This window comes from Dissulfurimicrobium sp., assembly GCF_049968175.1.
In the GTDB taxonomy this organism is placed as follows: domain Bacteria; phylum Desulfobacterota; class Dissulfuribacteria; order Dissulfuribacterales; family Sh68; genus Dissulfurimicrobium; species Dissulfurimicrobium hydrothermale.
Window position 1 is genome coordinate 12,637 of the sequence record NZ_JBMFRG010000007.1, and the last position, 23,853, is coordinate 36,489.

Annotated in this window: 23 protein-coding genes and 2 tRNA genes; 13 read left to right on the top strand and 12 right to left on the bottom strand. The window is 50.3% G+C overall.

The window, feature by feature from the left end:
• Positions 1–20: 20 nt before the first annotated feature.
• The 4 genes from ACP5SG_RS01540 to ACP5SG_RS01555 form a co-directional block, all read right to left on the bottom strand.
• Entirely contained in the window at positions 21–1,286 is a 1,266-nt protein-coding gene (locus tag ACP5SG_RS01540; protein ID WP_424661377.1) for a (Fe-S)-binding protein, read from the bottom strand.
• Positions 1,287–1,295: 9 nt separating this feature from the next.
• Positions 1,296–2,420: a DNA polymerase III subunit delta gene (gene holA / locus ACP5SG_RS01545; protein ID WP_428121352.1), complete on the bottom strand. Its 1,125-nt coding sequence runs from the start codon at positions 2,418–2,420 to the stop codon at positions 1,296–1,298.
• Positions 2,421–2,566: 146 nt separating this feature from the next.
• Complete coding sequence (proC, locus tag ACP5SG_RS01550) at positions 2,567–3,385, bottom strand: pyrroline-5-carboxylate reductase (RefSeq protein ID WP_237888378.1); 819 nt, start codon at positions 3,383–3,385, stop codon at positions 2,567–2,569.
• A gap of 35 nt (positions 3,386–3,420) precedes the next feature.
• On the bottom strand, positions 3,421–4,194 hold the full coding sequence (locus ACP5SG_RS01555; protein ID WP_428121357.1) for a FeoA domain-containing protein: 774 nt from the start codon (positions 4,192–4,194) through the stop codon (positions 3,421–3,423).
• 217 nt (positions 4,195–4,411) lie between these two features.
• Between ACP5SG_RS01555 and ACP5SG_RS01560 the strand changes: the two genes are divergently transcribed.
• The 3 genes from ACP5SG_RS01560 (at position 4,412) to ACP5SG_RS01570 (ending at position 5,429) form a co-directional block, all read left to right on the top strand.
• Positions 4,412–4,732 (top strand): hypothetical protein, encoded by a 321-nt coding sequence (locus tag ACP5SG_RS01560; protein WP_237888380.1) that lies wholly within the window; start codon positions 4,412–4,414, stop codon positions 4,730–4,732.
• A 122-nt stretch (positions 4,733–4,854) separates the two neighbouring features.
• Positions 4,855–4,929, top strand: a tRNA-Gly gene (locus ACP5SG_RS01565).
• Between the two features lie 59 nt (positions 4,930–4,988).
• Complete coding sequence (locus ACP5SG_RS01570; protein ID WP_237888381.1) at positions 4,989–5,429, top strand: tetratricopeptide repeat protein; 441 nt, start codon at positions 4,989–4,991, stop codon at positions 5,427–5,429.
• Positions 5,430–5,464: 35 nt separating this feature from the next.
• Here the strand turns inward: ACP5SG_RS01570 and ACP5SG_RS01575 are convergent, their stop codons facing one another.
• Positions 5,465–6,178, bottom strand: coding sequence for an RNA methyltransferase (locus ACP5SG_RS01575; RefSeq protein ID WP_237888382.1), 714 nt, complete (start codon positions 6,176–6,178; stop codon positions 5,465–5,467).
• Between the two features lie 158 nt (positions 6,179–6,336).
• Between ACP5SG_RS01575 and ACP5SG_RS01580 the strand changes: the two genes are divergently transcribed.
• From ACP5SG_RS01580 to prfB, 3 genes are all read left to right on the top strand, one after another.
• The gene (locus ACP5SG_RS01580) at positions 6,337–6,864 is read left to right on the top strand and encodes a type I restriction enzyme HsdR N-terminal domain-containing protein (protein WP_237888383.1); all 528 of its coding nucleotides are present in this window, start codon (positions 6,337–6,339) and stop codon (positions 6,862–6,864) included.
• Positions 6,865–6,921: 57 nt separating this feature from the next.
• Positions 6,922–8,490 (top strand): apolipoprotein N-acyltransferase, encoded by a 1,569-nt coding sequence (gene lnt / locus ACP5SG_RS01585; RefSeq protein WP_237888384.1) that lies wholly within the window; start codon positions 6,922–6,924, stop codon positions 8,488–8,490.
• 40 nt (positions 8,491–8,530) lie between these two features.
• Positions 8,531–9,626, top strand: a protein-coding gene (gene prfB / locus ACP5SG_RS01590; protein WP_237889917.1) for a peptide chain release factor 2 whose coding sequence is annotated in 2 segments (ribosomal slippage) — positions 8,531–8,596 and positions 8,598–9,626 — 1,095 coding nt in all. Because the reading frame shifts where the segments join, the coding sequence is not laid out codon by codon here.
• 14 nt (positions 9,627–9,640) lie between these two features.
• Here prfB and ACP5SG_RS01595 read toward each other — a convergent pair.
• Complete coding sequence (locus tag ACP5SG_RS01595) at positions 9,641–10,570, bottom strand: biotin--[acetyl-CoA-carboxylase] ligase (RefSeq protein ID WP_237888385.1); 930 nt, start codon at positions 10,568–10,570, stop codon at positions 9,641–9,643.
• Between the two features lie 50 nt (positions 10,571–10,620).
• Between ACP5SG_RS01595 and amrB the strand changes: the two genes are divergently transcribed.
• The 4 genes from amrB (at position 10,621) to ACP5SG_RS01615 (ending at position 14,806) form a co-directional block, all read left to right on the top strand.
• Positions 10,621–11,424 carry an AmmeMemoRadiSam system protein B gene (amrB, locus tag ACP5SG_RS01600; RefSeq protein WP_237888386.1) on the top strand — a complete coding sequence of 268 codons (804 nt, stop codon included), beginning with the start codon at positions 10,621–10,623 and terminating at the stop codon, positions 11,422–11,424.
• Between the two features lie 64 nt (positions 11,425–11,488).
• Positions 11,489–11,562, top strand: a tRNA-Gln gene (locus tag ACP5SG_RS01605).
• Positions 11,563–11,595: 33 nt separating this feature from the next.
• Positions 11,596–12,186, top strand: coding sequence for a 5' nucleotidase, NT5C type (locus ACP5SG_RS01610; RefSeq protein WP_428121366.1), 591 nt, complete (start codon positions 11,596–11,598; stop codon positions 12,184–12,186).
• Positions 12,179–14,806, top strand: a complete 2,628-nt coding sequence (locus tag ACP5SG_RS01615) for a cation-translocating P-type ATPase (RefSeq protein ID WP_428121369.1) — start codon at positions 12,179–12,181, stop codon at positions 14,804–14,806. Before ACP5SG_RS01610 ends, ACP5SG_RS01615 begins: the two co-directional genes overlap by 8 nt.
• Before the next feature lie 30 nt (positions 14,807–14,836).
• On the opposite strand, the gene ACP5SG_RS01620 is transcribed toward ACP5SG_RS01615, so the two are convergent.
• The 5 genes from ACP5SG_RS01620 to dnaA are packed head-to-tail and all read right to left on the bottom strand — an operon-like array spanning position 14,837 to position 19,717.
• Entirely contained in the window at positions 14,837–15,796 is a 960-nt protein-coding gene (locus tag ACP5SG_RS01620; RefSeq protein WP_237888389.1) for a radical SAM protein, read from the bottom strand.
• A 15-nt stretch (positions 15,797–15,811) separates the two neighbouring features.
• Entirely contained in the window at positions 15,812–16,279 is a 468-nt protein-coding gene (ispF, locus tag ACP5SG_RS01625; RefSeq protein ID WP_330873343.1) for a 2-C-methyl-D-erythritol 2,4-cyclodiphosphate synthase, read from the bottom strand.
• Between the two features lie 13 nt (positions 16,280–16,292).
• Entirely contained in the window at positions 16,293–17,000 is a 708-nt protein-coding gene (gene ispD, locus ACP5SG_RS01630) for a 2-C-methyl-D-erythritol 4-phosphate cytidylyltransferase (protein WP_424661373.1), read from the bottom strand.
• 4 nt (positions 17,001–17,004) lie between these two features.
• Positions 17,005–18,387, bottom strand: coding sequence for an FAD-binding oxidoreductase (locus ACP5SG_RS01635; RefSeq protein ID WP_237888392.1), 1,383 nt, complete (start codon positions 18,385–18,387; stop codon positions 17,005–17,007).
• Between the two features lies 1 nt (position 18,388).
• A complete protein-coding gene (gene dnaA, locus ACP5SG_RS01640; RefSeq protein WP_424661372.1) occupies positions 18,389–19,717 on the bottom strand; it encodes a chromosomal replication initiator protein DnaA in 1,329 nt (442 codons plus the stop codon).
• A gap of 416 nt (positions 19,718–20,133) precedes the next feature.
• On the opposite strand from dnaA, the gene ACP5SG_RS01645 reads away from it, so the two are divergent.
• Together ACP5SG_RS01645 and ACP5SG_RS01650 are read left to right on the top strand one after the other, a co-directional pair.
• A complete protein-coding gene (locus ACP5SG_RS01645) occupies positions 20,134–20,721 on the top strand; it encodes an HD domain-containing protein (RefSeq protein ID WP_237888394.1) in 588 nt (195 codons plus the stop codon).
• Positions 20,722–20,734: 13 nt separating this feature from the next.
• Entirely contained in the window at positions 20,735–21,448 is a 714-nt protein-coding gene (locus ACP5SG_RS01650) for a metal-dependent hydrolase (protein ID WP_237888395.1), read from the top strand.
• Here the strand turns inward: ACP5SG_RS01650 and pabB are convergent.
• The gene (pabB, locus tag ACP5SG_RS01655) at positions 21,443–23,338 is read right to left on the bottom strand and encodes an aminodeoxychorismate synthase component I (RefSeq protein WP_237888396.1); all 1,896 of its coding nucleotides are present in this window, start codon (positions 23,336–23,338) and stop codon (positions 21,443–21,445) included. The two genes, ACP5SG_RS01650 and pabB, sit on opposite strands and share 6 nt — an antisense overlap.
• A gap of 160 nt (positions 23,339–23,498) precedes the next feature.
• Here pabB and ACP5SG_RS01660 point away from each other — a divergent pair, with 160 nt between their 5' ends.
• Positions 23,499–23,831: a hypothetical protein gene (locus ACP5SG_RS01660; protein ID WP_237888397.1), complete on the top strand. Its 333-nt coding sequence runs from the start codon at positions 23,499–23,501 to the stop codon at positions 23,829–23,831.
• Positions 23,832–23,853 lie beyond the last annotated feature (22 nt).

Here is a 23,853-nt window from a genome sequence, read left to right on the forward strand (position 1 = left end):
ACTGGGGCATAATAATTTAATTAAATCTTATAGTTCGAATAAAACACCTCGGCTATATGTATAGCCTTTAGGTTCAAAGACGACGGGGTATTCATCCTGAACTGCAATAGACACCCTGAACACGTTGTTACAACCAGATCCACGCCCTTGTCCTTTCCTACCACGGCCTCAAGCCTCCTCTCAAAGATCTTTCTTGAAAGGCCGGCGTGCTTGAGGCTGAATACACCGCCATGTCCACAGCAACCACTGCGGGTTGATCTGAAACCGGCAGGGCTAAGCCGTCCCAAAAACCCTTCCATCGCCCCTGCCTTACCCTTCCCGCCCGATGCGAAACGCTCGTGACAAGGCGCATGATATGTCATCACAAGACCGGCATAGCATTCGGATATCTTGAGCACGTGGCCGGCCCTAACAAGGAGATCGCCAAACTCCATCACGCTAGATGCTATCTTTAGTGCTGCATCTCTATCAGGGCCATGTTCAAAAAGAACCGGCCATCGCCTTATCATGGCCGCACATGAGGCGCAGCCCGTAACTACCGCATCAAAGATACCTGCATCCTCAATCGCACGGATGTTTGCAAGCGCAAGGGCCCTTGCCTGATCCATAAGGCCAGACGCAAAGGCCGGCATCCCACAACAGACCTGGGCGGCGGGTACTATAACAGCGCCACCCAAAAGGCCTGCTATAGCCTCAGCCACATCTGTATAGATATAATTCTGGATGCAACCTATGAAAAACACCGTCTTTTTTCCTTCAGTCAGTCCATAAATGCCTCGTTTAACATCATAAAATCCGCGAGACAAGTGCAAGACCGCAGGCCTTGGCGAAATATCCGGCAAGGAGATCTGCGTCAAACCTTCTGACATATCCAGAAAACCCAAAAGCCTCAATATGAGGCCGCTCTCCATCGGAAGTATTCGGGAGATGCCTGATAAAAATCGGGCTAGGCGCAACGCAAAATAAGGTCTATTCAAAATAGTCCGTAAAAAAAAAGAGCCAGGACTACCCAAGCGCCGCCTGGCGTCTCGAACGATATCGTCCACTTCAACCCCGGCAGGACAGACAAAACTGCATCCACCGCACTGGAGGCATGCATTCAACGTCTCGAAGACCTTCTCCTTTTTTAGAAAGGCTGGCCCAAAGCAGACGGAGGCCCCTCCCTGAAAAAGCCTTGCCTTTCCCCTGGGAGAAAACAATTCATGCCTGGTAAGATCATATACAGGACAGACAGAAAGGCATGCCCCACAACGGGTGCATTTGCCATTATCCAAACCCGTAGCCATGATGACCCGCTATCTTTCAATTATCTCAAGGATCAGTCGTTCAAGTATAACCCTTGAAGGGCACTGTCCGCCCTTTAGGGCAAGATCGACATCAGGGAGCCTGGCAAACAGTTCAAGTACCTTTTCAAGCCTAAACCTGTGTGCATCCCTGTACATAATATAAAGTGCATAGGGATGAAGGCCTTTTAATGCATGAGGAGCGGGCTCTCCCCAAAAGGCCTTGAGATTTGGAAGAATTTCCTTCTGAAAGACTTGATAGGTCATGCCTTGCATCGACAAGACGCCCTGCTTATCTGAAAGTGCAGCAAGGATAAGCGCCATCTTTCTAAGGAAGTTGGCGATTGTTTGCAATATTATAAGAGGATGGACATCATCGGCCAATAGCCTGGAAATTACCTCGAACGCTGAGGCCTTGTCGCGTCTCAAGATTGCATCGGCAAGTCTAAAGACCTCCTCCTCCCTCTGTCTCGAGATCGCCTCTCTTACATCGTCCAGACCGATCCGTTCCCTGGGGCCTGCAAGGCTTATTAATTTGTCAATTTCAATGCCAAGCGCGACAGGATCGTGGCCCACTTGATCCAAGATCAAGTCTACAACCCCCTTGTCAGCCTTTTTCCCCGCCCTTTGCAATAATCCATTGACATAGGCGGAGGCCGCATTTTTCGTATCTTTCGAGCTATCCCCACCTATTCCTACATCTATTACTACAGGGCCAAGTCTTTTAAACCTTGAAAAGGCGCCGATCCTTTTGTCAACGCAATCGCTCTCGATGACTAGAATAGACCGGATGTCCTTCTGGGACGAAAGCCATAAAAAAACCTTCTCCCAGTCCTGGGCCTCGGCTTCCCAGCGGCCGTCTGCGCCGGCACTGGTCAAAAACGGCGGATCCTGTAAAAGGACCACCTTTCTGCCTGGGGAGAAAGGCCTGGTCTTAACTGCCTCAAGGACTGCCCCAGCCGTACACGCCTCCTGGGCAATAGTCTCGAGATTGAATTCCAGAGAGGCCTCACCGATGAGCGCTGTTATCAGACGCTGCACCAACGGCGCTGTCAACGGGTGCTGTCCGATAAACAGATAGCAAGGTGAGATCTCATCATTTGATACCGACTGGACAAAATCTTCACCGCCCTGCAAATGACCATTATTTATTTGCCTTTTCATCCCAACACTGATGTGCCCTTATATGCCATCTTTAAACAGGCCACGAAGATGCCTCGCATCCGCTGGGTTGGGTGGTGATCATTTGCCTGCAACCCGCTAATGCCTCTGATAGGAATGAATCAGGTATGCCCGCCTAGTTCCATTGAACGCCTGACTGCCGCCCTCACGGCATCCATCAAAAGCCCTTTAAACGCCCCCTTTTCAAGCATATAAAGCCCATCGATGGTGGTGCCGCCCGGGCTCGTCACCATGGATGCAAGCTCGGATGGATGCCTTCCAGTCTCCTTGCACATGACAGCTGAACCAATAACGGTCTGCAAGACAAGCTCGGCCGCCACAGGCCTTGACAGGCCTTCTCTGACCCCTGCATCTATCAATCCCTCTATAAATGCGAATACATATGCCGGCCCACTGCCGCTCAAGCCGGTTACCGCATCCATGAGATGCTCAGGCAACACAACGACTATACCGACCGCACCCATTATATCCCTTGCAAGCATAATGTCTTCTTCCCTCGCGAAGCTCCCGGGAGACAAGGCCGCCGCACCATATCCCACAAGGGCCGGTGTATTGGGCATGACACGGACGACCCTGGTGTCGCGTGGAAGACCGTCTTGAAGCAGTCTGAGCGGTATGCCTGCTGCTATGGACAGGACAAGGTGATCCATCGTTACATACTCGTTGATCTCTTCGAGCACCCTTGAAATGACCTGCGGCTTTACTGCAAGCACAATGATGTCGGAACTCGACACCACCTCTTTGTTGCTGTCTGTCGCCCTTACGCCGTATGTCTTGGCGAGGTGGTCCCTGCGACCTACCGCTGGATCAGAGGCGATGACCTTTTCCTTTGATACAAAGCCAGCGGATATGAGCCCTTTTATAAGGGCCTCGGCCATTTGCCCGCCGCCGATAAATCCGATACCTTTCTCAACAGCCATATGCAACCCCTTAAATCGACGAGAACTATAAAAAACTAATGACCCCTGCTTTCCGTCTGGCTTACCATGATCTTCTGCGCTAGGCCGCGCCCTACGGCCAGACGACTCCCCTTCAAATTTATAATTATCGGGCCACAATTGCTGACCACCTCTATCTCCTCGCCCGGCGAGATCCCCATCGCCGTAAGCCTGTGCCTAATGTCATAACCGCCTATCAGCCGCTCCACCTTGAGTTTTTCCCCGCTTGCTGCCATAGAAAGGGGCATACCTGGCCCAGCGCGCGAGGCCCTTTTGCATGCAGGGCAGAGTCCGATAATCGTCAACTTGTGGGAAAGCGGTTCAAAATCATATCCGCCCGATATCTCCCTGATGAGCTCGCCGATCTCCGGACTGTTGAACTCCGTCACCTTGCCGCATTTTGGACACAAGAGATGATCATGCTTCGAACCGAGATGCAGATGTTCATACCACGGCACATCCCCGTCAAGGTATATACGCTGGGCTATACCGTAACGACAGAGTATGTCGAGCACCTTATTTATAAACTCTATGTCGAATTTATGCCCAGCCTTCTTCAGGCCTTCCTGAATGGCCGATGTGGAGATATGCCCTTCGGTATCCAAAAAATAATTAAGTATCAAATCCCCGCCGTCAGGTAATGGCTCCTCCATCTCTCTCAAGAGCCTGAACAATTCGTCCTTTTCGCTCATATGGAACCTACGGATGCCCTCACCCTCACAGCGTGCGCACGGCTCGGAATTGCTTTTTACACTGCATCTCCTCTTTTTGCCGATTTCACAAAACCACATTTCAAATATCTCCACCTCAAGATTGCCTGGACATGCTTCAGACCTATGAACTATAAAAAACGGCTTGCGTCAATACAAAAAAGCAACCGCGATCATCAGACCTTGCCTTGGCCGTATCGGGCATCCGCCGTCAAAATAGAACGATTAAAAACATTTGCTTTTTTTCGTTGCTGGCATTATAAAAAAACATGATTCATCCATCCTGTAAGAGGTGCGTATGGCAACAATAAAAAAAATCATCCCCTATTTGGCGGTTTTGGTCGCATGCATGTTTTTTACAAACGGCTGTGTCAGTATGGGTAGGGACTTTCCGGTCGATGCGGTGCCGAAGATCCAGATAGGAAAAACCACGAAGGAAGACATAGTCCGTATGTTCGGACCGCCCTGGCGCACAGGTCTGGAAGACGGAAAGACAATCTGGACATATGGGCATTATAATTATTCCTTGATCGGGAGCAGCAATACATACGACCTAGTCATAAGGTTCAATGCCAATAATATCGTTGAGTCATATACTTTCAACACCTCTGCGCCATAATCACGGCCGTCATTGGGTCTTGAATCTTGAGGCAGCCTTCGGCTGGACCAATGCCTTAAGGATCTTCAAATTATATCTTGACAGAGAAACGATGCTCTTTATATTATGGCACAAAATTCTCGGCGGGAATAACTCAGTGGTAGAGTGCAACCTTGCCAAGGTTGAAGTCGCGGGTTCGAATCCCGTTTCCCGCTCCAGATAGCATGCACATCAGGGGCGGCAATAATAACTGTCCCTTTTATTTTTTTGGAGAAACATGAAAAAGGAATTGGAAGACCTGTTTATCGAAGGACAGTTTAAGCTCATGGACGGGGATCTTAACGGTTCCATCAAGATCTTTTGTGAAATAATCGAGAAAGATCCCGAGGCCGGACAGGCCTATCAGGCGAGAGCGGTTGCATATATGAAACTTGATAATATAGATGCGGCCGTAAGCGACATAAATTCGGCCATATCGTGTGAACCCCAAAATGTGCGCTACATATATCGAAAAGGCATCATTCTCTTTAAAAAGGGCGATATCCAGGAGGCACTTGACTCCGTCAATCATGCACTGGAAATAGACCCGACTTATCCGGCCGCCTATGTCTTGAGGTCAAAGATTTACGAAAAACTCGGGGACAACGAACAGGCCGCCGCTGATATGAGCCATGCGATGATGCTGAAAAAAGAGACCACCAAGATGGTCGACTGGTAAGAGATGTTGACTTCCGCCCTAGAGGCGGCCTCCACCTAGGTCCTGTTGCGTCCGGTCGCCCAGAGTATCTGTCTGCAAAGACCTCTTACTAGCCTTACCTCCCTTGACCGCAGCTCGACCCTGGCGAAGAGCCTTCTAACGTTTCTTATCCAATAATCCGGATTTTTGGGATCTATAAGGCCTATGGCCAAAAAGGCCTCCTTCAGATGTTCGTACATCGCTTCAAGCTCTTTCAATGAAGCAAGCCTGGGTTTGAAGCCAGGCTCCTGGATGTCGGCGGCAAATATCTCGTAACACAATATCATCACGCTCTGCGCAAGGTTAATAGATGAAAAACCGGCTGTAGGTATGGTTACAATGGACTGGCATAGGCACAGATCTTCGTTGGTAAGCCCCCATTTCTCCGAACCGAACACAAGCGCCACTTTGTTCGTGTGGCTCAATGCCGCAACGGATGCGGCCATTTCCCGCGGGGTATCGGTCGGCCTACGCCGCCTCCCTGTACGCGCCGTGGAACCGACGGCATAATTAAATGATGATAACGCCTCTTCAAGACTATCATGGACTGACATGCCATATATTATTTCAGCCGCCTCATGTGTGGCCATCTTGAGCATCTTCTCACGGTTGAGGTCATGAGGGCGCACCAAGACAAGACGCCATATACCCATATTCTTGCAACACCTTGCAGCAGCCCCTATGTTTTCTGGGTATTTAGGCTCGACCAGCACCACGCCTATATTTTCCATAACTGCACTCATGGTGGCATAGAATAACACAAATGTCGACCAGGCCAAGACGCAAGACAAGGTGCAGGCCATATTGCAACGACCGACATGAATTGTTTACATCCGTAAAGAATGGATTAAAATCAGCATATTGATAATCTTATTGTGGGTTGAAGGCCATGACATCCAAGTGTGGTTCGCCGATATTTATAAAGATTCCTTGTTATCTTACAGGTCGTCTTGTATTGGATACAGACAGGGAGCGCATAAGACAGAAGCTTGCCAAATTTCTCATCAATGAACGCGGATACAGGATAGACGACTTCATGCTTGACAGAGAGATCCTTCTTGAAATAGACGGCCGAAAACTCATAGCACTGATAGATATGACAGTAAAGATCAACAACCGTTCACTCATGATACTCAGAGGAGGCCCAGGCTCTGTCGTGACAAGGGAGTCCGGGACCATTGCCGCGGCCCGTCTTATAGAACCGGACTATATAGTGCCATGGGCTGTGCAGGCGAATCTGTTCGACGCCGCGCTCATTGATGTACGACTAAAAAAGTCCGTCGGCTACGGCTGGGATATCATTCCCTCAAGACAAAGGCTCCTCGACATGACCTCTGATTGGCCTCCGCCGAAACTCCCGGAAAAACGCATCCCGATAGAGAGGCAAATACTATACTCATACGACAGCCACGGCTGACACAACAGACTCCAGGCGTCAGGTGACGTCTTGATCTGTAAATAAAAAGAAACGGCATTGGACTGGCTGCTCCCAATCATCTCAGGTCTCCTTCTGACCTCAATATTTCCACCCTTTTCCATCGGTGTCTTGATACCAGTGGCCCTTGTGCCGCTCCTGTGCACCATTAAAAAAAAGACATGGAAAGAAGCGTTTAGATACGGCTTCGCAGCCGGTATCTGCCATTTCGGCACGCTTCTCTGGTGGATAGCCCCCACTATCGCCAGATATGGCAAACTCCCGCTGTGGGCTTCATGGCCAGTGGTCGGACTCCTCGCCTGCTACCTAGCTGTCTATCCGGCCGCGTGGTCGGCCTATATCTCCATTGTTTCGAGCAAAAGGCACCCCATCCATCTCATCATCTCTGTCCCAGCGGCCTGGGTCATCCTTGAATGGATCAGGGGACATTTTCTGAGCGGCTTTCCGTGGGGGAGTCTTGCCTACAGCCTTGTGCCGAACCCATCCTTCATACAAACGGCCGACATCTACGGCCCTTATGGCCTCTCATTTCTGATCGTCCTGGCCAACATGATCCTCTGGGATCTGGGGGAAACAATAAAGACAAACGGCATTTCAGACCTCAAAAAACCTACCATAGCGGGAGAGGCCGCTCTCCTGATCTTCGGCACTGCCTTTTTGTGGTATTATGGCGAGATGCAAATAAATCGCATCGCAAGCAAAGATGCCCTCTACCCAGCCCATTTTGCCGCAGCCATTCAAGGCTCCATCCCGCAAGATGAAAAATGGGATCCAGCCTTTCAACAAGGGACAATCGGGATCTACAAACGCCTGAGCAAAGAAGCCGTAGAAAACGCCAGAGCGTTCAATAAAAATAATCCTAAAAATCCAATAATTATCTGGCCGGAGACCGCTGCCCCATTTTATTTCCAGGATGGCAGTCCGTTAAGTAGACAAGTACTCTCTCTTGCCAAGGAGTTGAAGGCCATTATACTCTTCGGAAGCCCTTCCTATAGCCTTCGCAAAGGCAGCGGAGACACGGAATTCTTCAACAGTGCCTATGCCGTCACCCCAAACGGCATGGTCGCAGGCAGATATGACAAGATCCATCTGGTGCCATTTGGAGAATATATGCCTTTCGGATGGGTAACCGCCTGGGCAAAGGAGTTTATACCTACTGCAGGGGAATTTCAGGCCGGAAGTTCACTTAAACCAATTTCGTGGGATGGCGTCCATATAGGAACGCTTATATGCTTTGAAAGCATATTCCCTGGATTGGGGGCAGGTCTTGTCAGGCATGGCGCCAACCTGATCGCAATCATTACAAACGACGCATGGTTCGGACATACCGGAGCCCCTTATCAGCATGAAGAAATGGCGGTCTTGAGGGCGGTTGAGACCAGAAGATGGGTGATCAGGGCCGCCAATACAGGCGTGAGCTCTATCATATCGCCGTGGGGAGAGAGATCCTCCTATACAAAGATATTTCTCCCGTGCTACACGACAGGCGTCGTGCATCTGAGAGACGACCTCACCTTCTTCGTCAGACATGGGGCGGGTTGGGTCTTGGCCATATTTTTTGTTGCCGCTATTATGCCGTTTTTGTATTTTAAAGAAAAAAAGAGGTGATGACCAAATGAAAAAAGAAGACCCGAGCGCAAAGACGCTCATGCTTGAAAAGATTAAGAGATATCTACAGGAAACTGGCTGCGGGCTTGAACACCTGAGAGGTTATCTTTGATGAAGAAGAGATAAACGAGCGCCTCTCCCAAATAGAACATGAGATGCTCAGCCCAGGTTTTTGGGACGATCCAGCCTCAAAAGAACTCTTAAGGGAGCGCTCTGCCCTTGCCAGCCAGAAAGAACTAATCAAACGTCTTTCAACTACACACGAGGAACTCGTACTGCTGTTTGAGATGGCCGAGGACGAGGGTGACGACGAGGCGCTTAAAGAGGTTTTTAAAGGCCTTGAATCACTGAAAGAGGAGATTGAAAGGGCCGAGATATCCAGGCTGCTTTCAGGTCCGCACGACAATCTGAATGCGATTGTGACCATCCATGCCGGTGCAGGCGGCACGGAGGCCCAAGACTGGGCGGAAATGCTTTTGAGGATGTATCTAAGATGGGCTGAGCGGCGGGGTTTTTCTGTAAAGCTCCTGGACCTTATGCCCGGTGATGAAGCAGGGATAAAAGGCGCAACCTTCCTCGCCGAAGGTGCTTATGCCTACGGATATCTCAAATCAGAGGCCGGCATCCACCGTCTTGTCCGCATATCGCCGTTTGATGCCTCAGGAAGGAGACATACATCCTTTGCTTCCGTATTTGTGGCCCCTGAGCTCGACGAGTCCATAGAGATTGAGATAAATGAAAAAGATCTGCGTATAGACACCTACAGGGCAAGCGGTGCAGGGGGGCAACACGTAAACAAGACAAGCTCAGCTGTCCGCATAACGCACATCCCGACTGGGATCGTTGTACAGTGCCAAAACGAACGCTCGCAGCACAAGAACAAGGCCATCGCAATGAAGATACTCATGGGGAGACTCTATGAGCTTGAACGCTCGAAAAAAGAGGCCGAGAAACAAAAAATCCATGGCGACAAAAAGGAGATAGCCTGGGGCAGTCAGATCCGCTCATACACCCTTCAGCCCTACCAACTGGTAAAGGATCACAGGACGGAGCTTGAAATAGGAAACGTCGGAGCGGTGCTGGACGGCGATATAGATCCATTCATAAACGCCTATCTTAAACAAAACGCTGCATAGCCAGCTGTCCTACTTCATGGCAAATCAAGGTAACGTATCTCGCCAGTATTCACCGTGACCTCCTCCCCATCATCAAGTGCGAGCAGCAGACCGCCGTCGTCTGTCACGCCGACCGCAGTGGCAACAAATTCAGGGGCATTGTCAGCATCAAATCCAAACACACACCTCCTGCCGATCGTATCGCTTGCAAGGACAAAGGCCCTGAGCACGGGATTGGGCGCCCAGGTATCATCAATAATATCCAGCCTTGACAACTCCCACTTGTGGAGGTCGGCGAACACCAAACCTATCCTCGAAAGGAGATGCGCTGCTAAGGAAACGGCCGGCCACGGTCTTTTTGTTGCGGTCAAAAGGGATGCGGCCTGTGGGAGATGCGACGGAAAGGCCTCGATGTTTATATTCAATCCTATACCGAAAAGTATATAACTTTCGCTTGAGCCTGGGCACGTTATCACCTCCGTAAGCGTGCCGGCCACCTTCTTGCCGTGCACCAGGACGTCGTTTATCCACCTTACTGATACACTTGACAGCCCCCACTCCCTCAAGACCTGGGTTATGGCAACGCCTATACCAAGACTGTAGAAAGACCAAAACTGCTTGGAAAGCCTCGGATAAATAGCGATGCAAAGATAGATTCCGCCTGCAGGCGACCACCACTGGCGCCCCATGCGGCCCTTTGCCTGGGCCAGACTCTCAGCCCACCAAATACAGCCTGATGGATGGCTCAAGCCGGTTTCGTCGGCCCTTAAAATGGCCTCTTTTGCCAGAGGCATAAGGCGCGGAGCCCTTTCAAGGCAGATAATCTCACGACCTACGATGTCCTTGGCCCTTGATGCAAGTTCGACCGCATCTTCTCTTGTACTGGACATAATGGCGACATCCTGCGCCATATAACAGTCGATGAGCCTCTTTAAGGCCGCAGCCCTTTCCTCGTTCCTTGACATCGATTGATAAACACCCATATTTTAAAAAATAAGCCATTGAGGTGGATATTATGATACGAAAACCTGCTGTTGCAAACCAGTTTTATGACGGCGATCCATTGAGACTGCACCATGAGGTGGGCAGACTTATAAGACGCATAACAGGACCAAGGCCGGCATTGATGGTCGTTTCTCCACATGCAGGTTATATGTATTCCGGCCATGTGGCAGGGGCGGTGTTCAGAATGATAGATGTGCCAGAGACCTGCGTTATTCTTGGTCCGAACCATACAGGTCTTGGAGAGCCAGCAGCAGTAATGACAAGCGGCTCATGGGCCATGCCGATGGGGACTATACCTATAGAAGAATCGCTGGCGGCGGAGTTGATCAAAGAATCCGGATACCTTGCAGACGATGCAAACGCCCACGTCTATGAACACTCCATTGAGGTGCAGTTGCCTTTCTTACAATATCGCCAGCCCGATTTAAAGATCGTCCCGATCTGCCTGAGCGTGCTCAGCTACCAAATCTGCAAAGAGATAGGTCTTGCGATTGCAAGGGCGATCGTGAGATTCTCGAAACCAGTCCTGTTGGTTGCAAGTACGGATATGAGCCATTATGAACCGAGGGATTCCGCCGAGTCGAAGGATAAAGAGGCATTAAAATACATCCTGAACCTCGATCCGGAAGGCCTCTATAACACGGTCCGTGCAAGAGGGATATCTATGTGCGGCGTAATACCTACTGCAGCGGCCCTCACGGCCGCCATCTCTCTCGGCGCTTCAAAGGCCTCTCTGGTCAAATATACGACAAGCGGGGACATAACTGGCGACTACCGTAACGTTGTGGGCTATGCGGGATGTGTCATCGAATGACATCCTTTGGCGGCATACTTGACTTTTTGCCTGTCTAACTTTATAAAAGATGCCAGTGTTCTCATGGGGGATCGTCTAACGGCAGGACCGCAGACTCTGGATCTGCTTATCGGGGTTCGAATCCCTGTCCCCCAGCCAAACAATCCAACTCTATTCTACCTGGAACATTAAATGATCCGTCTGCCCAAACCGATCGCCCCTTCAGAGATTGCATTTGATATAGACGGCGTCATTGCTGACACGATGGAGTCATTTTTAAATATCGCCAGGAAGGAATTCGGCATAACACACATTAAAAAAGATCACATCACCTCTTATTGGCTTGAAGATTGCATTTCTATACCCATCCATATTACCCACGCTATAATAGACCGCCTTGTTAAAGACCCTTTCGGCACGGCGCTGACCCCGATCGAAGGGGCAAGGGAGGCCCTTTCGACCCTCATCCCTCACTCTTCCTTGACCTTTGTCACGGCAAGACCTGACAGTGGCCCTATAACCGAATGGCTCCATTCCATCCTGCCTGAAGCAACGCGGCACAGACTGAACGTCATCGCAACTGGTGAACATGCCAAAAAAGTGGATGTGTTGAAGGCCATCGGCGTCTCCTATTTTGTAGAAGACAATCTTGATACATGTGACAGCCTATATAGAGAGGGCATCAATGCTATTGTATTTGATCAACCGTGGAACAGGGGTCATACGCCATTTTTAAGAGTGACCTCATGGAAAGAAATCATGGAGATGATAAAATTTGATTAGGGATGACGCCCACTGCCTCGATACAATCGTCGTGGCAAAAAAACTCAAGACCGATCTAAATCAAGGGCTTACAGTCGATGAGGCCAAACGCAGGCTGGAAGATATAGGTCCAAATGCACTCCCCGAGGAAAAAAGACGCGGGCTTGCAGAGCTTTTTCTCGACCAGTTCAAAGACTTCTTGATCATCCTACTCATCGCCGCAGCAGCAGTCTCCGGCGCCCTGGGCGAATATGTAGACGCAGCGGCCATTGTAGTCATCATAACCATAAACGCTGTCATAGGGCTTGTGCAGGAATACAAGGCAGAGAAGGCCATCGAGGCCTTGAAATCCTTGGCAGCCGCCCATGCCCTGGTGAAAAGGGACGGTGCGGTAATTGAAATACCCACCTCCGAGCTGGTGCCTGGCGATCTAGTGCTCCTTGATGCAGGCAGGATAGTCCCAGCCGATCTGAGACTAATAGAAGGCACCATGCTCAAGGTACAGGAGGCCGCACTTACGGGCGAATCCATACCTGTTGACAAACGACCCGATAAGGTCTTCGCATCCAATGCCCCGATAGGAGACAGGCAGAACATGGTCTTCAAAGGGACACAGGTGGTGCTGGGCCGTGGACTAGGCATAGTGGTGGCTACAGGGGCCGCCACCGAACTCGGCAGGATCGCGGGCCTCATAGCCGAACAGAAGGACACAAAGACACCCCTTCAGAAACGTTTGTCTGCCTTCGGACGCCAACTCGGCCTCATCGCCCTTGCCATATGTGCAATAGTCTTTGTCATAGGGCTGCTCAGGGGCGAGGACCTGCTGCTCATGTTTCTCACTTCGGTAAGTCTGGCCGTGGCCGCCGTACCAGAGGCGTTACCCGCCCTGGCTGCAATAGCCCTGGCCTTGGGTGCCAAACGCATGGTACAAATCAATGCATTAGTCCGCCGCCTTCCTGCAGTTGAGACACTTGGATCAGTAACGGCCATCTGTACCGACAAGACCGGGACGCTGACTGAAAACAGCATGCGCTGCGAACGATTCTGGACGGTACAGACATCGGATGCATTGGAAGCACTGCCCATCTCAGCAGTAGAAGAAGATATTGCATGGCGCTGGCTGGCTGTAGCCATGGCCCTGTGTAACGATGCATCCCTGGTCCGCAACAGCATCATGGGCGACCCAACTGAAACGGCCCTGTTGGCTGCCCTTGACGAGACTGGTCTGGACCATGAAGCGATAAGAAAAACATATGAAAGGATGGCTGAGATACCATTCGATTCAAGCAGACGACTCATGACTACTGTCCATACTATGCCGCATGGAGGCCTTGTATCTTTCACAAAAGGTGCGGTGGAGTCTGTTTTGGCCTGCTCTTCCGCGGCGCTGGTCAAGAACGGCAAAACCGCCTTGGACAGCAAATTGATCTTGACAAAAGCCGAACAGATCTCGGAATCAGGTCTGAGGGTGCTGGCATTTGCCATGAAACACCACGATGCAGTACCTGCAAACTTGTCGATAGTTGAAAATGAACTAGTCTTCTTGGGCCTTGTAGGCCTAATGGACCCACCCAGACCTGAGGCCTTTGATGCAATAAGGCAGTGCAAAAAGGCTGGCATAACACCGATAATGATCACAGGCGACCATCCGGCTACAGCCCTTGCCATAGCCAGGAGACTCGGCATAGCCCAAGACCGACGGGAGGTTATGACAGGTGATGAGCTCTCCGAGCTCACGCTTGATAGGTATGAGACCATGGCGAAAGAGATCAAAGTCTATGCCAGGGTTTCACCCGAACAAAAGCTTAAGATTGTAATGGCCTTGCAGGACAGGGGTGAATTTGTAGCCATGACCGGAGATGGCGTAAACGACGCCCCTGCCATCAAAAAAGCCGATATAGGTGTAGCAATGGGCGTCACAGGGACCGACGTAGCCAAGGAGGCCGCAGATATGATCCTCCTTGACGACAACTTTGCCACCATCGTAAAGGCGGTACACGAAGGCCGTCGCATCTACGATAACATCCGAAAGTTCATAAAATACATCCTTGCCAGTAATTCAGGGGAGATATGGACCATCTTCCTGGCGCCTTTTCTAGGCCTCCCCATTCCACTTTTACCGATTCACATCCTTTGGATAAACCTCGTGACGGACGGGCTCCCAGGTCTGGCCTTGGCGGTCGAGCCAGGCGAAAAAGATGTGATGGAGCGTCCGCCCAGGCCGCCAAAAGAAGGTATTTTAGCGCAGGGACTCGGCATCCATGCCGTCTGGGTAGGGCTCCTAATGGCCTTTGTCTGTCTATGTCTGCAGGCCGCCTCTATATACCTCAGCGACATGCACTGGCAGACTATGGTGTTCACTGTACTCTGCCTGAGTCAAATGGGCCATGTCTTGGCTATCCGCTCAGAGTGGCAATCTCTCTTCAGCCAAGGACTGTGCTCCAACCTATCCCTTGCCGGGGCGGTGACACTTACCATTGTCCTGCAGCTCGCTACTGTTTATGTCCCTTTATTGCAGTCCGTCTTTAAAACACAGGCCCTTGGACCATGGGAGCTCATCATCTGTCTTGCAGCTTCATCGCTGGTATTCTGGGCGGTGGAGGCAGAAAAGATGCTGAAAAGACGAAAAAGATGCATCTAGACAAACAGTCTCGAAACAAAAGCGGTGCCGCTACTCCATGGTGTCTACCTCCAACCTGAAATCAGGATACTCCAACGGCCATCTATCATCGAATTCCTGTATCCAGCCATTTTTGAATCCAAGCTCCAGGGCATATCCGACCACCTCTTCATATTCCCTTTTCCTAAGACGGCGCGACAGAATAGGATGATTTCCGGCCTTATAGGCAGGAAAATACTGGGACATAAGGCTCAGGTGCACATCAGTCCCATAACGATCAGCCAGCCATTTCAACACGGCCTTTGAATTTTCAATATAGCCTGGCAGGATCAGGTGCCTTACAATAATCCCCCTGACAGCCACACCGTCTCTGATCTCAAGGCTCGTTCCAACCTGCCTCACCATCTCATCCAACGCAAGCTCGTTCCAGTGTGGGTATGCCGATACGCCAGAGAGGTCAAGCCCGACGTCGGCCAAGGCGTACTTGGCATCAGGAAGATATATATCAACAATGCCGTCCAGCATGGCTATGGTTTCAGGGGCCTCAAAGCCACCTGAATTCAGCACAACTGGGAGGTCAAGGCCTCGATCGACCGCTATCGCCAGGGCCTCGAGCACAAAAGGCAAGACATGTGTGGCCGAGACTAGCTCAATGTTATGACAACCCCTCTCTTTCAATCCAAGCATGACTGTGGCAAGCCCATCTACTGTAAAATCGCTGCCAAGGCCTTCATGACTTATCTGAAAATTCTGACAATAGACACATCCAAGATGACAGCCGGAGAAAAAGATCGTCCCGGCGCCGTGTGTGCCGGATATGACTGGCTCTTCGCCTATATGAGGCACCGCCCTTGCAATTTTTATCGTGGTCCCGATGTGGCAAAAACCCATTTTTCCGCGCAGACGGTCGGCCTTGCACCTCCTTGGACAGAGCATGCACGAGCTCAAGACCTTCCTTAAGGCCTCAGCCCTCCCAGCTATCATCTGCGCACGCAGCCCTTCAATCTGCATCTCGCTCGCTGCAGCTCATGACGCGATAAGACATGCGACAGCATACGCCGCGATGCCGTCCCCTGTCCCTGTAAATCCAAGTCCTTCAGTAGTAGTGGCCTTTATATTGACCAGCGAGGTCCTGATCTTCAGCGTTGAGGCGAGATTGTCAAGCATCCTTGGGACAAAAGGGGTAATCTTTGGGGCCTGGGCTACGACCGTGACGTCTGCGTTCCCAAGCAGAAGACCTCTGTCTTCAATCATCTCAGCTATGCGCTCAAGAAATATCAGGCTCGATATATCTTTGTAGCGCATATCGGCGTCTGGGAAATGTCGCCCAATATCGCCTAAGCCGGCTGCACCCAAAATCGCATCGCACAAGGCATGGGTCAAGACATCGGCGTCGGAGTGGCCCGACAGCCCCAAATGGAACGGGATATCTACCCCGGCCAGTACTAGCCTACGACCCGGGACAAGGCGATGGACGTCGTAGCCGAAACCCACGCGAAACAACGTATCACCCCCGCATCCAAGACGTTCCCCAGGCAGCTATGATCGCCTCGGCGAGACGAAGGTCATCGGGAAACGTTATCTTAATATTCAGAGCGCTCCCTTCTGCCATGCCAACACTTATACCGATAAATTCAAGGAGCGACGCCTCGTCGGTCGCCTTTAAATTTAACATCTGGGCCTCTTCAAACGCCCTGGCAAGATCAAGCCTCTTGCAGATCTGCGGGGTCTGGGCAAGATACAATCTTGAACGATCTATGGTCCTCAAAATAAACCTGTTGTCGTCGGCCTCCTTTATGGTGTCATTTATGGGGAGTACAGGGATTGCGGCCCCGACCTCCCTTGCTAGTAGATACACCCCTTCAAGCAGCGCTGTTGTTAAAAGCGGCCTTGCCGCATCATGAACAGCTACCCATTTTATCCCGTCATCCACAGCCGAAAGGCCGGCCATCACAGACTCTTGCCTGATTGCACCACCCCGAACAACCTTTACTGGTTTGCCATCGGCACAGGAAACAGCGATATTGTGTGCCTTTTCTTCATGGGCATAGTCCGAGACCACAACTATTTCGTCTATAATAGACGAATGCGCCATGGCCGCAACACTCCATGCTAGAATGGGCCGTCCGCCGAGCTGCATGAACTGTTTGGGCTCGCTACCCATGCCAAATCGCACCCCGCGACCAGCTGCGACTATTATGGCTGAAACGCTCAAAACTTCAGGCCTCGGGGAACATCTTTGCAGGGTTCAACAACCCTTCAGGATCAAACACCGTCTTTATCGCCCGCATTATCTCAAGAGACCTCTTGTCAAGCTCTATGCCGACATAAGCCTTTTTTGTAAGCCCTATCCCATGTTCGCCGGAGATAGTACCTCCGAACGCAATGGTTGCCTCAAATATCTCCTTTACCGCGACCTCCGCCCTCTCATTTTGGAACCCCTCTCCCTTATCCAAAAGGATGTTCACGTGGAGGTTGCCGTCACCTGCATGCCCGAATGTAAGGATCGTAAGCCCGGTCTCCATTGAAATATCCGCAATCCTGCCGATCATCTCAGGCAGGGCATGCCTAGGCACGCAGATGTCCTCATTGATCTTGTGGGGAAACCCCAGCCTTTTTATAGCCGGCGATAGAGAGCGTCTAATATCCCAAAATGCCTCGACCTCGTCATTGTTACGTGCGGCACGGACTTCAATGGCACCGCTGTCTGTAAACACCCTTGTGACAATGGCTAACTGCTCTGCGACTTGGCTCTCGGGGCCGTCCACCTCTACAAGCAGCATCGCCTTGGCACGGTCGGGTGCTGCAAGACCCGGATTGTCTCTAATGCAATCTAGAGATAGACTATCAAGAAGTTCGGCGCATCTGGGAAGTATCCCACGACCAAAGAGCCCTGTTACTGCATCGGCCGCATCCCCCGCGCCCTCAAAAAAGGCTATAAGCGTACCAACGGCCTCAGGGGCTGGGATAAGCCTTAATATCGCCTTTGTGATGACGCCGAGCGTCCCCTCAGAGCCTACCATGAGCCTTGTAAGATCATAACCTACCACGCCTTTGGCGGTCCTGACCCCGACCCTTGTAAGATCCCCACCTGGGAGCACGATCTCGAGCCCCATCACGTAATCCCTGGTGACGCCATATTTTACGGCCCTAGGACCGCCAGCACCAGTCGCTATATTACCCCCTATAGTACAAAAACGAAGACTTGCAGGGTCTGGCGGATAGAAGAGCCCCATTGATGCGACCTTATCCTGAAACTCACCGGTAACCACACCTGGCTCCACCTCGGCCATGAGATCAGGACGATTGATCGAAAGGATGCGATTCATACGCGTCATGGAAAGCACTATCCCTCCACCGCTTGGAAGCGACGCCCCTGTAACGCCGGTGCCAGCCCCTCTTGGAAAGATCGGAATGGCCTTTTCATATGAAAAGGCCATGACTTTAGTCACATCTTCAGTCGATGTCGGGAGGACAACCACATCAGGCAATGATTCGAGACCGCTTGCATCATAAGAATAACACAGGAGTTCGGCCCTGTCAGAGAGGACGTTTTCAGACCCGATCAACCTGGACAATTCCCTTACAATGCCTCTATGCACATCAACCCTGCCAGCGGTATTTCTCCATCTGGCTTATCAGATAATCCACCTCGCCCCTCAACTTAGCCGATTCGTTTATGGATTTTGCTATCTGTTTCACCGAATGGAGGACTGTCGCATGATCACGATTGAACTCCCTGCCGATTACCTCAAGGGGGCAATCAGTAAATTGTCTGGAGAGGTACATGGCCACCTGTCTAGGCCATGCGACCGCACGCTTCCTGACCCTAGACCTTATATCCTCCTGAGTGACCTTATAGTGTCTACATACGAGGTCTTTGATCATGCCGATGTCTATGGATGCAGGCTCTCCGGCAAGATTTTCTACGACCAGCATGGCCGTATCCAAATCGACAGGCGCCCTCGCAAATGACGCCCTGGCCACCAAACCAACCACAGCCCCCTCTATACGTCTTATATCGCCTCTCAATCTGTCCGCCAGAAAGTCCAAGACCTCGTCACTTAGCGCAAGCCCCTGCCTCTTGGCCTTCCTGTCCAATATCTTTCTACGGGTGGCGCGATCGGGCGGATTGATAGAGACGATAAGGCCAGCGCTGAGCCTGGAACTCAGGTGTTCGTTCAGCTTAGCGATCTGTCCCGGGGGCTGGTTGCCTGTGAATATCACCGTCTTTCCAGAATCTGCCATGGTATCGATAGCCAATGCAAGCTCTGCCTGCGTACGCTCCCTGCCTGCAAGCGAATGCACTTCTTCAAAAAGCAATGCATCGCACGCATCTCTATATCTGCGCTTAACGACGTCTATATTCCCGTCTTTTACTGCCCTTACAACCTGGCTTGTAAACTCATTAGCGGATATATAACAAAGCCTTGCCTCAGGCCTCCTTTCAAGAAGAACCCGCCCTGTAGCCTGCGCGAGATGGCTCTTGCCGAGTCCGGCCCTGGAATGGAGATAGACAATCCTAGGACCGGTCATCTCTTCGTGCGCAGCCTCCCAGCAGGCATTAAAGGCATACTGATTGGATTCCCCAACAATAAACTCATCGAACGTAAATCTCTCAGAAAAGCGGGGCTTAGGGAGCTCATCAGGGGCGAATTTGGGAAGATAAAGCTGATTCCTCGACAAATCAACCCCCTTTTTCTCATAAACCAACCTTATCTTGATCCGCTTGCCCTTAATGACCAGATCATCTTTTAAAAGCGGCAGATAGTGCTCCTGCACCCAAGAGGCGAAGAATCGGTTTGGGCACTCAAGGATCAGGGTATCGTCCTCCAGACCTTTGCAGGAAAGGGGCTCAATCCATACCCTGTAACTGCTGTCGGACATTTTGGAACGAATTACCTCTTTGAGCGGATTCCATATATCTTCCATAACCAACCTCTACCTCGGATATTTTTAATTATGACAATTCATAACCGCGTTGCAATAACCTGTCAAAGCAGATTAAAAGCATCTTGCCAAAGACAATAAAAAAGTTATGAACATATTATTATCTATTTGATATTTAAGTATTTTTAAAAAAGAATTTTATAACATCTGAAAAACAAAAGAGGTTTTTTTAAAATAAAAAATAATCATTTTAAGTAGTTATAAGCCATAAAAGTTTTTAACAATTTTTTAACATCTTTTAATTTTGATATTTCTTTCTTTTTCTTTTTCTTTTGCTATTTTTAATTATTTTATTCTCGATTTTTGATTTAAATGAATCGGGACTTCCGTAAAAACAACGATTGAGATAACTTAATAACAAAATAAAATTTTGATATTGGGATTTAAGAATAACAAAAATGAACGAATTTATCCAGACGCCAGATCATGATACCTGCCTGGATCTTTTAAAGAAGCATGGCGTACCAGATCATGTCATTGAACACAGTCTGAGGGTTGCCCAGGCAGGGGTCTTTCTGGCGCTGAACCTTAAATGTGTAGGCCATAAGATAGATGTAAAGGAAGTCGAGGCAGGGGCCTTGCTGCATGACATCGCAAAGATTGACGCTATTAGGAAAGGAGAAGACCATGCAGAGAGCGGCGCCAGACTCCTCTTTGGCCTCGGATATCCAAGTATTTCAGGCATAGTCCGCCGCCATGTGCATATCGATCTACCTGTATTCAAGGACGACGTGCCAGTACTTACCCCGGCACACATAGTAAACTATGCAGACAAAAGGGTGTGCCATACATCTATCGTTTTGCTCTCTGAGAGATTTGAAGACCTGGTCGAACGTTACGGGACAACACCTGGCAAGAAGGAAATGATAGTCAGGCTTTACAAGCAGACAAAAATACTTGAAGGATATATATTTAAAAAATTGGATTTCGGCCCTCAAAGGCTTTGCGAACTGAACGCTATAGACATACATAAAATCTCTTCTTAATTAGGAGGATTGTATGGTACTGCAAATCGATTTTTTTGGACATTCCGCCTTTAAGATCATCAGCCCAAACGGGCTGAACGTCTGGATAGACCCGTGGCTCGACAACCCATCGGCCCCAAGGGCTACGGCTGCTAATGCGAAGCAGATACAGGCCGATCTGATACTGATCACCCATGCACATGGCGATCACATCGGGAACGTGCCATCTCTGGCCCGATCGCCATCCACCGAGGTGGTAGCTGTACACGAAGTCCAGCAGTATCTGTTGGCATCAGGGCTTCCCAACGTAACTGGCATGAATATAGGCGGTACATACACCACCAAAGGCCTTAAGATCACCATGACCCAGGCAGTCCACAGTTCATCCATTCAAAACGGAAATGAGATCATATACGGCGGCGTTGCCGCAGGATTTGTAATAAGATTTGAAGATGGAACCACTATCTATCACGCAGGAGACACGGCCCTATTTGGCGATATGGCCTTGATCGGCGAGCTGTACCACCCAAAGATCGCCATGTTGCCCATAGGCGATCACTACGTTATGGGGCCTAGAGAGGCAGCTCATGCCGCCAAACTTATAAGGGCAGAGATCGTCATACCCATGCACTACAGCACATTCCCCGTCCTTACAGGGACCGTGGCCGAATTTCAAAAGGAGGCAGATGCCATAGGGGTGGGGTCGAGGATAGTCCCCCTCGCCCCTGGCGAGGGCTCTGTCTTATAATGATGCACGAATAAGTCCCCTGACGGAATTTCCGACATACACAGCCTTGGCCGTCATAAGATCAGGCGGATACAAGACCTTTTCTATCGCCCTGCCCTTGGCCAGGAGCTCTGCCCTTAATACACCATTCAAAAGCCCAGATTCAATTGGAGGGGTGAAAAGCCCTTCTTCAGTCTCAACAAATATGTTTGTCACAGACCCTTCTGTCAACTCGCCGCGTTCGTTTGTAAAGATACAGTCAAAAAACCCATCACGGACAACCTTTCCATGTTCTTCTTCATATAGGGGCCGAAAGTTGGTCTTGTGATAGAGGAAATGATCCATGGAATCTACATGCCTTTTCGACAGGACAATCCTTACAGGACCTGTGACCGGCTCTATGGGGGAATAATCCAGGGAAAAGCTGCCCGATCTTTCAAGAAGCAGGCGTACCTTATACGGCCCTGTGTCCTTTTTAAGACCCTCTGCCAGGTCAAGAAGCCCTTTTTTGACAGCCGCGACATCGCATCTAAATGAAAAATAATGGGCCGATGCCGAGAGTCTTTCAAGGTGCCTTTCAAGGAGGACATAGCCCTCGTCATCAAGCCTAATGGTCTCAATGAGGGAAAAGTCAAGGGGCGCCGCTTGCCGCAACTGCGCATCACTTTCCCCTTTTTGTCTCAGACAACTGGTCAAAAATCTGAACTTGAGCAGACATTCGTCATATTCGGCCCCGGGATCTGAATCCGCGGTTATTCCGCTCCCAACTCCGACCTCGCCGGCCTCACCGTCAAGCACAACTGATCTTATGGCCACGTTCAAGACGGCCTTATCGTTAGGCGAAATAAAGCCTATCGCCCCTGTGTATATCCCTCGCGGCGAGGTTTCAAGCTCAGAGATGATCTCCATAGTCCTGAGCTTGGGGGCGCCGGTCACAGAACCGCTTGGAAACAAGGCGGCAAAGACCTCAGACCATGGTGTCTTGTGCGGGACATGGGCCTTTACGGTAGAGGTCATTTGAAGCAAGGTCTCGTAGCGTTCAACCCGAAACAGGTCTTTCACATAAACACCACCGCTCCTCGCGATCCTCCCCAAGTCATTGCGTATCAGATCAACTATCATCACGTTTTCAGCCCGATTTTTTACATCAGACTTGAGCCAAACGGCGATCTCTGCATCTTCTTGTATGCTCCTTCCACGCCTAGCCGTACCTTTCATGGGCCTCATCATGATTTCATCCCCATCTCGCCTTAGAAACAATTCAGGGGAAAACGACAGTACGGTGGTCTTCCCAGACCTTATAAAGGCCGAATAGGGAGCGGCCTGTCTCGCCCTCAGCGCAAGATACAGCCCTATTGGATCCCCCTTAAATCCAAAACGTACCCTTACGGTATAATTCACCTGATATGTATGGCCGGCAGCAATCAGATCCTTGATCTTTGATATGGCAGACAGATATACATCCTTTCCCGGATCGATCTCCAAATTGTCCACCATAAAATCAGGGATTGAAGTCGGTTTGGGTAGATAAGGACCATCACCTTGGCCGTGATCGAAGACAAACGGGGCGTCGAAGACCCCCAGCCACACAAGTGGAAAGTCGGGCTTCTTTTTGTCAAGGAGCGGCCTAAGCCTCGGCTCAACGGCATAACCCCATTCATAGCACCACCAACCAGCTAGGTACCGGCCTTGGGACAGGGCATCTTCAATCTGGACGTTGAGCCTTTCGACGTCTTCAAATGAATTTGCAGTAATGATCTCGGATGGCATCCGGAAGAGATAGCTTGCCCGCTCATCCCCTCTCATGAGCCCTGTCTCAAGAAGGACCACCGGACCTTCTCCATCCAGCATGGAAAGCGCCTCTGAGATATCCAACGGATATGCAAGACCTGTAATATAGGGTATATACATAAAAACTTTTTTAGCGCCAACTGCCGGTCCAGACAAGCCCTTGGCGCCGAACCAGATATGGGATTTAATGGCTGTATCAATTTAAGGTCTGAACTATACTATACACTACTACTTTGTCTGATAAGGTTCATTAAAATTTCTGCGGAGGATGTTATAATCAATGCGCCAATACATGGTGGACGAACTAAGGCAGGGGGAGCTTGACAGAATCAGGGAATACCTCAATCTTACCTGTGAACCATCCGAGCTCGGCGGTCTTTATTGGTTTCATATCCCTGAAAGGTTGCTGGACAATATACAGATCGAGCATAAAGATTGCATGCCATTTTGTTCGGCCATCGAACTCGGCGGATCGTGGATCAAATTCGAGATGCTCGTAAGGAGCCGCAAGAAGATCCGTTGCAACTGCGTAGCCTTTGCCACAAAAGAACAGCGGTCTTTCATACTTGAATTCGCCGACAAGCTCATAATCGAAAACAATATCCCGGTTTAACTAAAAATAGTGAGTTAAAAAC

Excerpts from the sequence above, each read along its gene's own strand:
- proC (WP_237888378.1), bottom strand. The coding sequence starts at position 3,385 with ATGGCTGTTGAGAAAGGTATCGGATTTATCGGCGGCGGGCAAATGGCC.
- ACP5SG_RS01595 (WP_237888385.1), bottom strand. The coding sequence starts at position 10,570 with ATGTCAAGGAACGAGGAAAGGGCTGCGGCCTTAAAGAGGCTCATCGAC.
- ACP5SG_RS01555 (WP_428121357.1), bottom strand. The coding sequence starts at position 4,194 with ATGTGGTTTTGTGAAATCGGCAAAAAGAGGAGATGCAGTGTAAAAAGC.
- dnaA (WP_424661372.1), bottom strand. The coding sequence starts at position 19,717 with ATGGAAGATATATGGAATCCGCTCAAAGAGGTAATTCGTTCCAAAATG.
- ACP5SG_RS01650 (WP_237888395.1), top strand. The coding sequence starts at position 20,735 with ATGGTACTGCAAATCGATTTTTTTGGACATTCCGCCTTTAAGATCATC.
- ACP5SG_RS01660 (WP_237888397.1), top strand. The coding sequence starts at position 23,499 with ATGCGCCAATACATGGTGGACGAACTAAGGCAGGGGGAGCTTGACAGA.
- ACP5SG_RS01540 (WP_424661377.1), bottom strand. The coding sequence starts at position 1,286 with ATGGCTACGGGTTTGGATAATGGCAAATGCACCCGTTGTGGGGCATGC.
- ACP5SG_RS01645 (WP_237888394.1), top strand. The coding sequence starts at position 20,134 with ATGAACGAATTTATCCAGACGCCAGATCATGATACCTGCCTGGATCTT.
- ACP5SG_RS01570 (WP_237888381.1), top strand. The coding sequence starts at position 4,989 with ATGAAAAAGGAATTGGAAGACCTGTTTATCGAAGGACAGTTTAAGCTC.
- ACP5SG_RS01580 (WP_237888383.1), top strand. The coding sequence starts at position 6,337 with ATGACATCCAAGTGTGGTTCGCCGATATTTATAAAGATTCCTTGTTAT.
- ACP5SG_RS01560 (WP_237888380.1), top strand. The coding sequence starts at position 4,412 with ATGGCAACAATAAAAAAAATCATCCCCTATTTGGCGGTTTTGGTCGCA.
- ACP5SG_RS01620 (WP_237888389.1), bottom strand. The coding sequence starts at position 15,796 with ATGCAGATTGAAGGGCTGCGTGCGCAGATGATAGCTGGGAGGGCTGAG.
- pabB (WP_237888396.1), bottom strand. The coding sequence starts at position 23,338 with ATGTATATACCCTATATTACAGGTCTTGCATATCCGTTGGATATCTCA.
- amrB (WP_237888386.1), top strand. The coding sequence starts at position 10,621 with ATGATACGAAAACCTGCTGTTGCAAACCAGTTTTATGACGGCGATCCA.
- ACP5SG_RS01575 (WP_237888382.1), bottom strand. The coding sequence starts at position 6,178 with ATGGAAAATATAGGCGTGGTGCTGGTCGAGCCTAAATACCCAGAAAAC.
- ACP5SG_RS01610 (WP_428121366.1), top strand. The coding sequence starts at position 11,596 with ATGATCCGTCTGCCCAAACCGATCGCCCCTTCAGAGATTGCATTTGAT.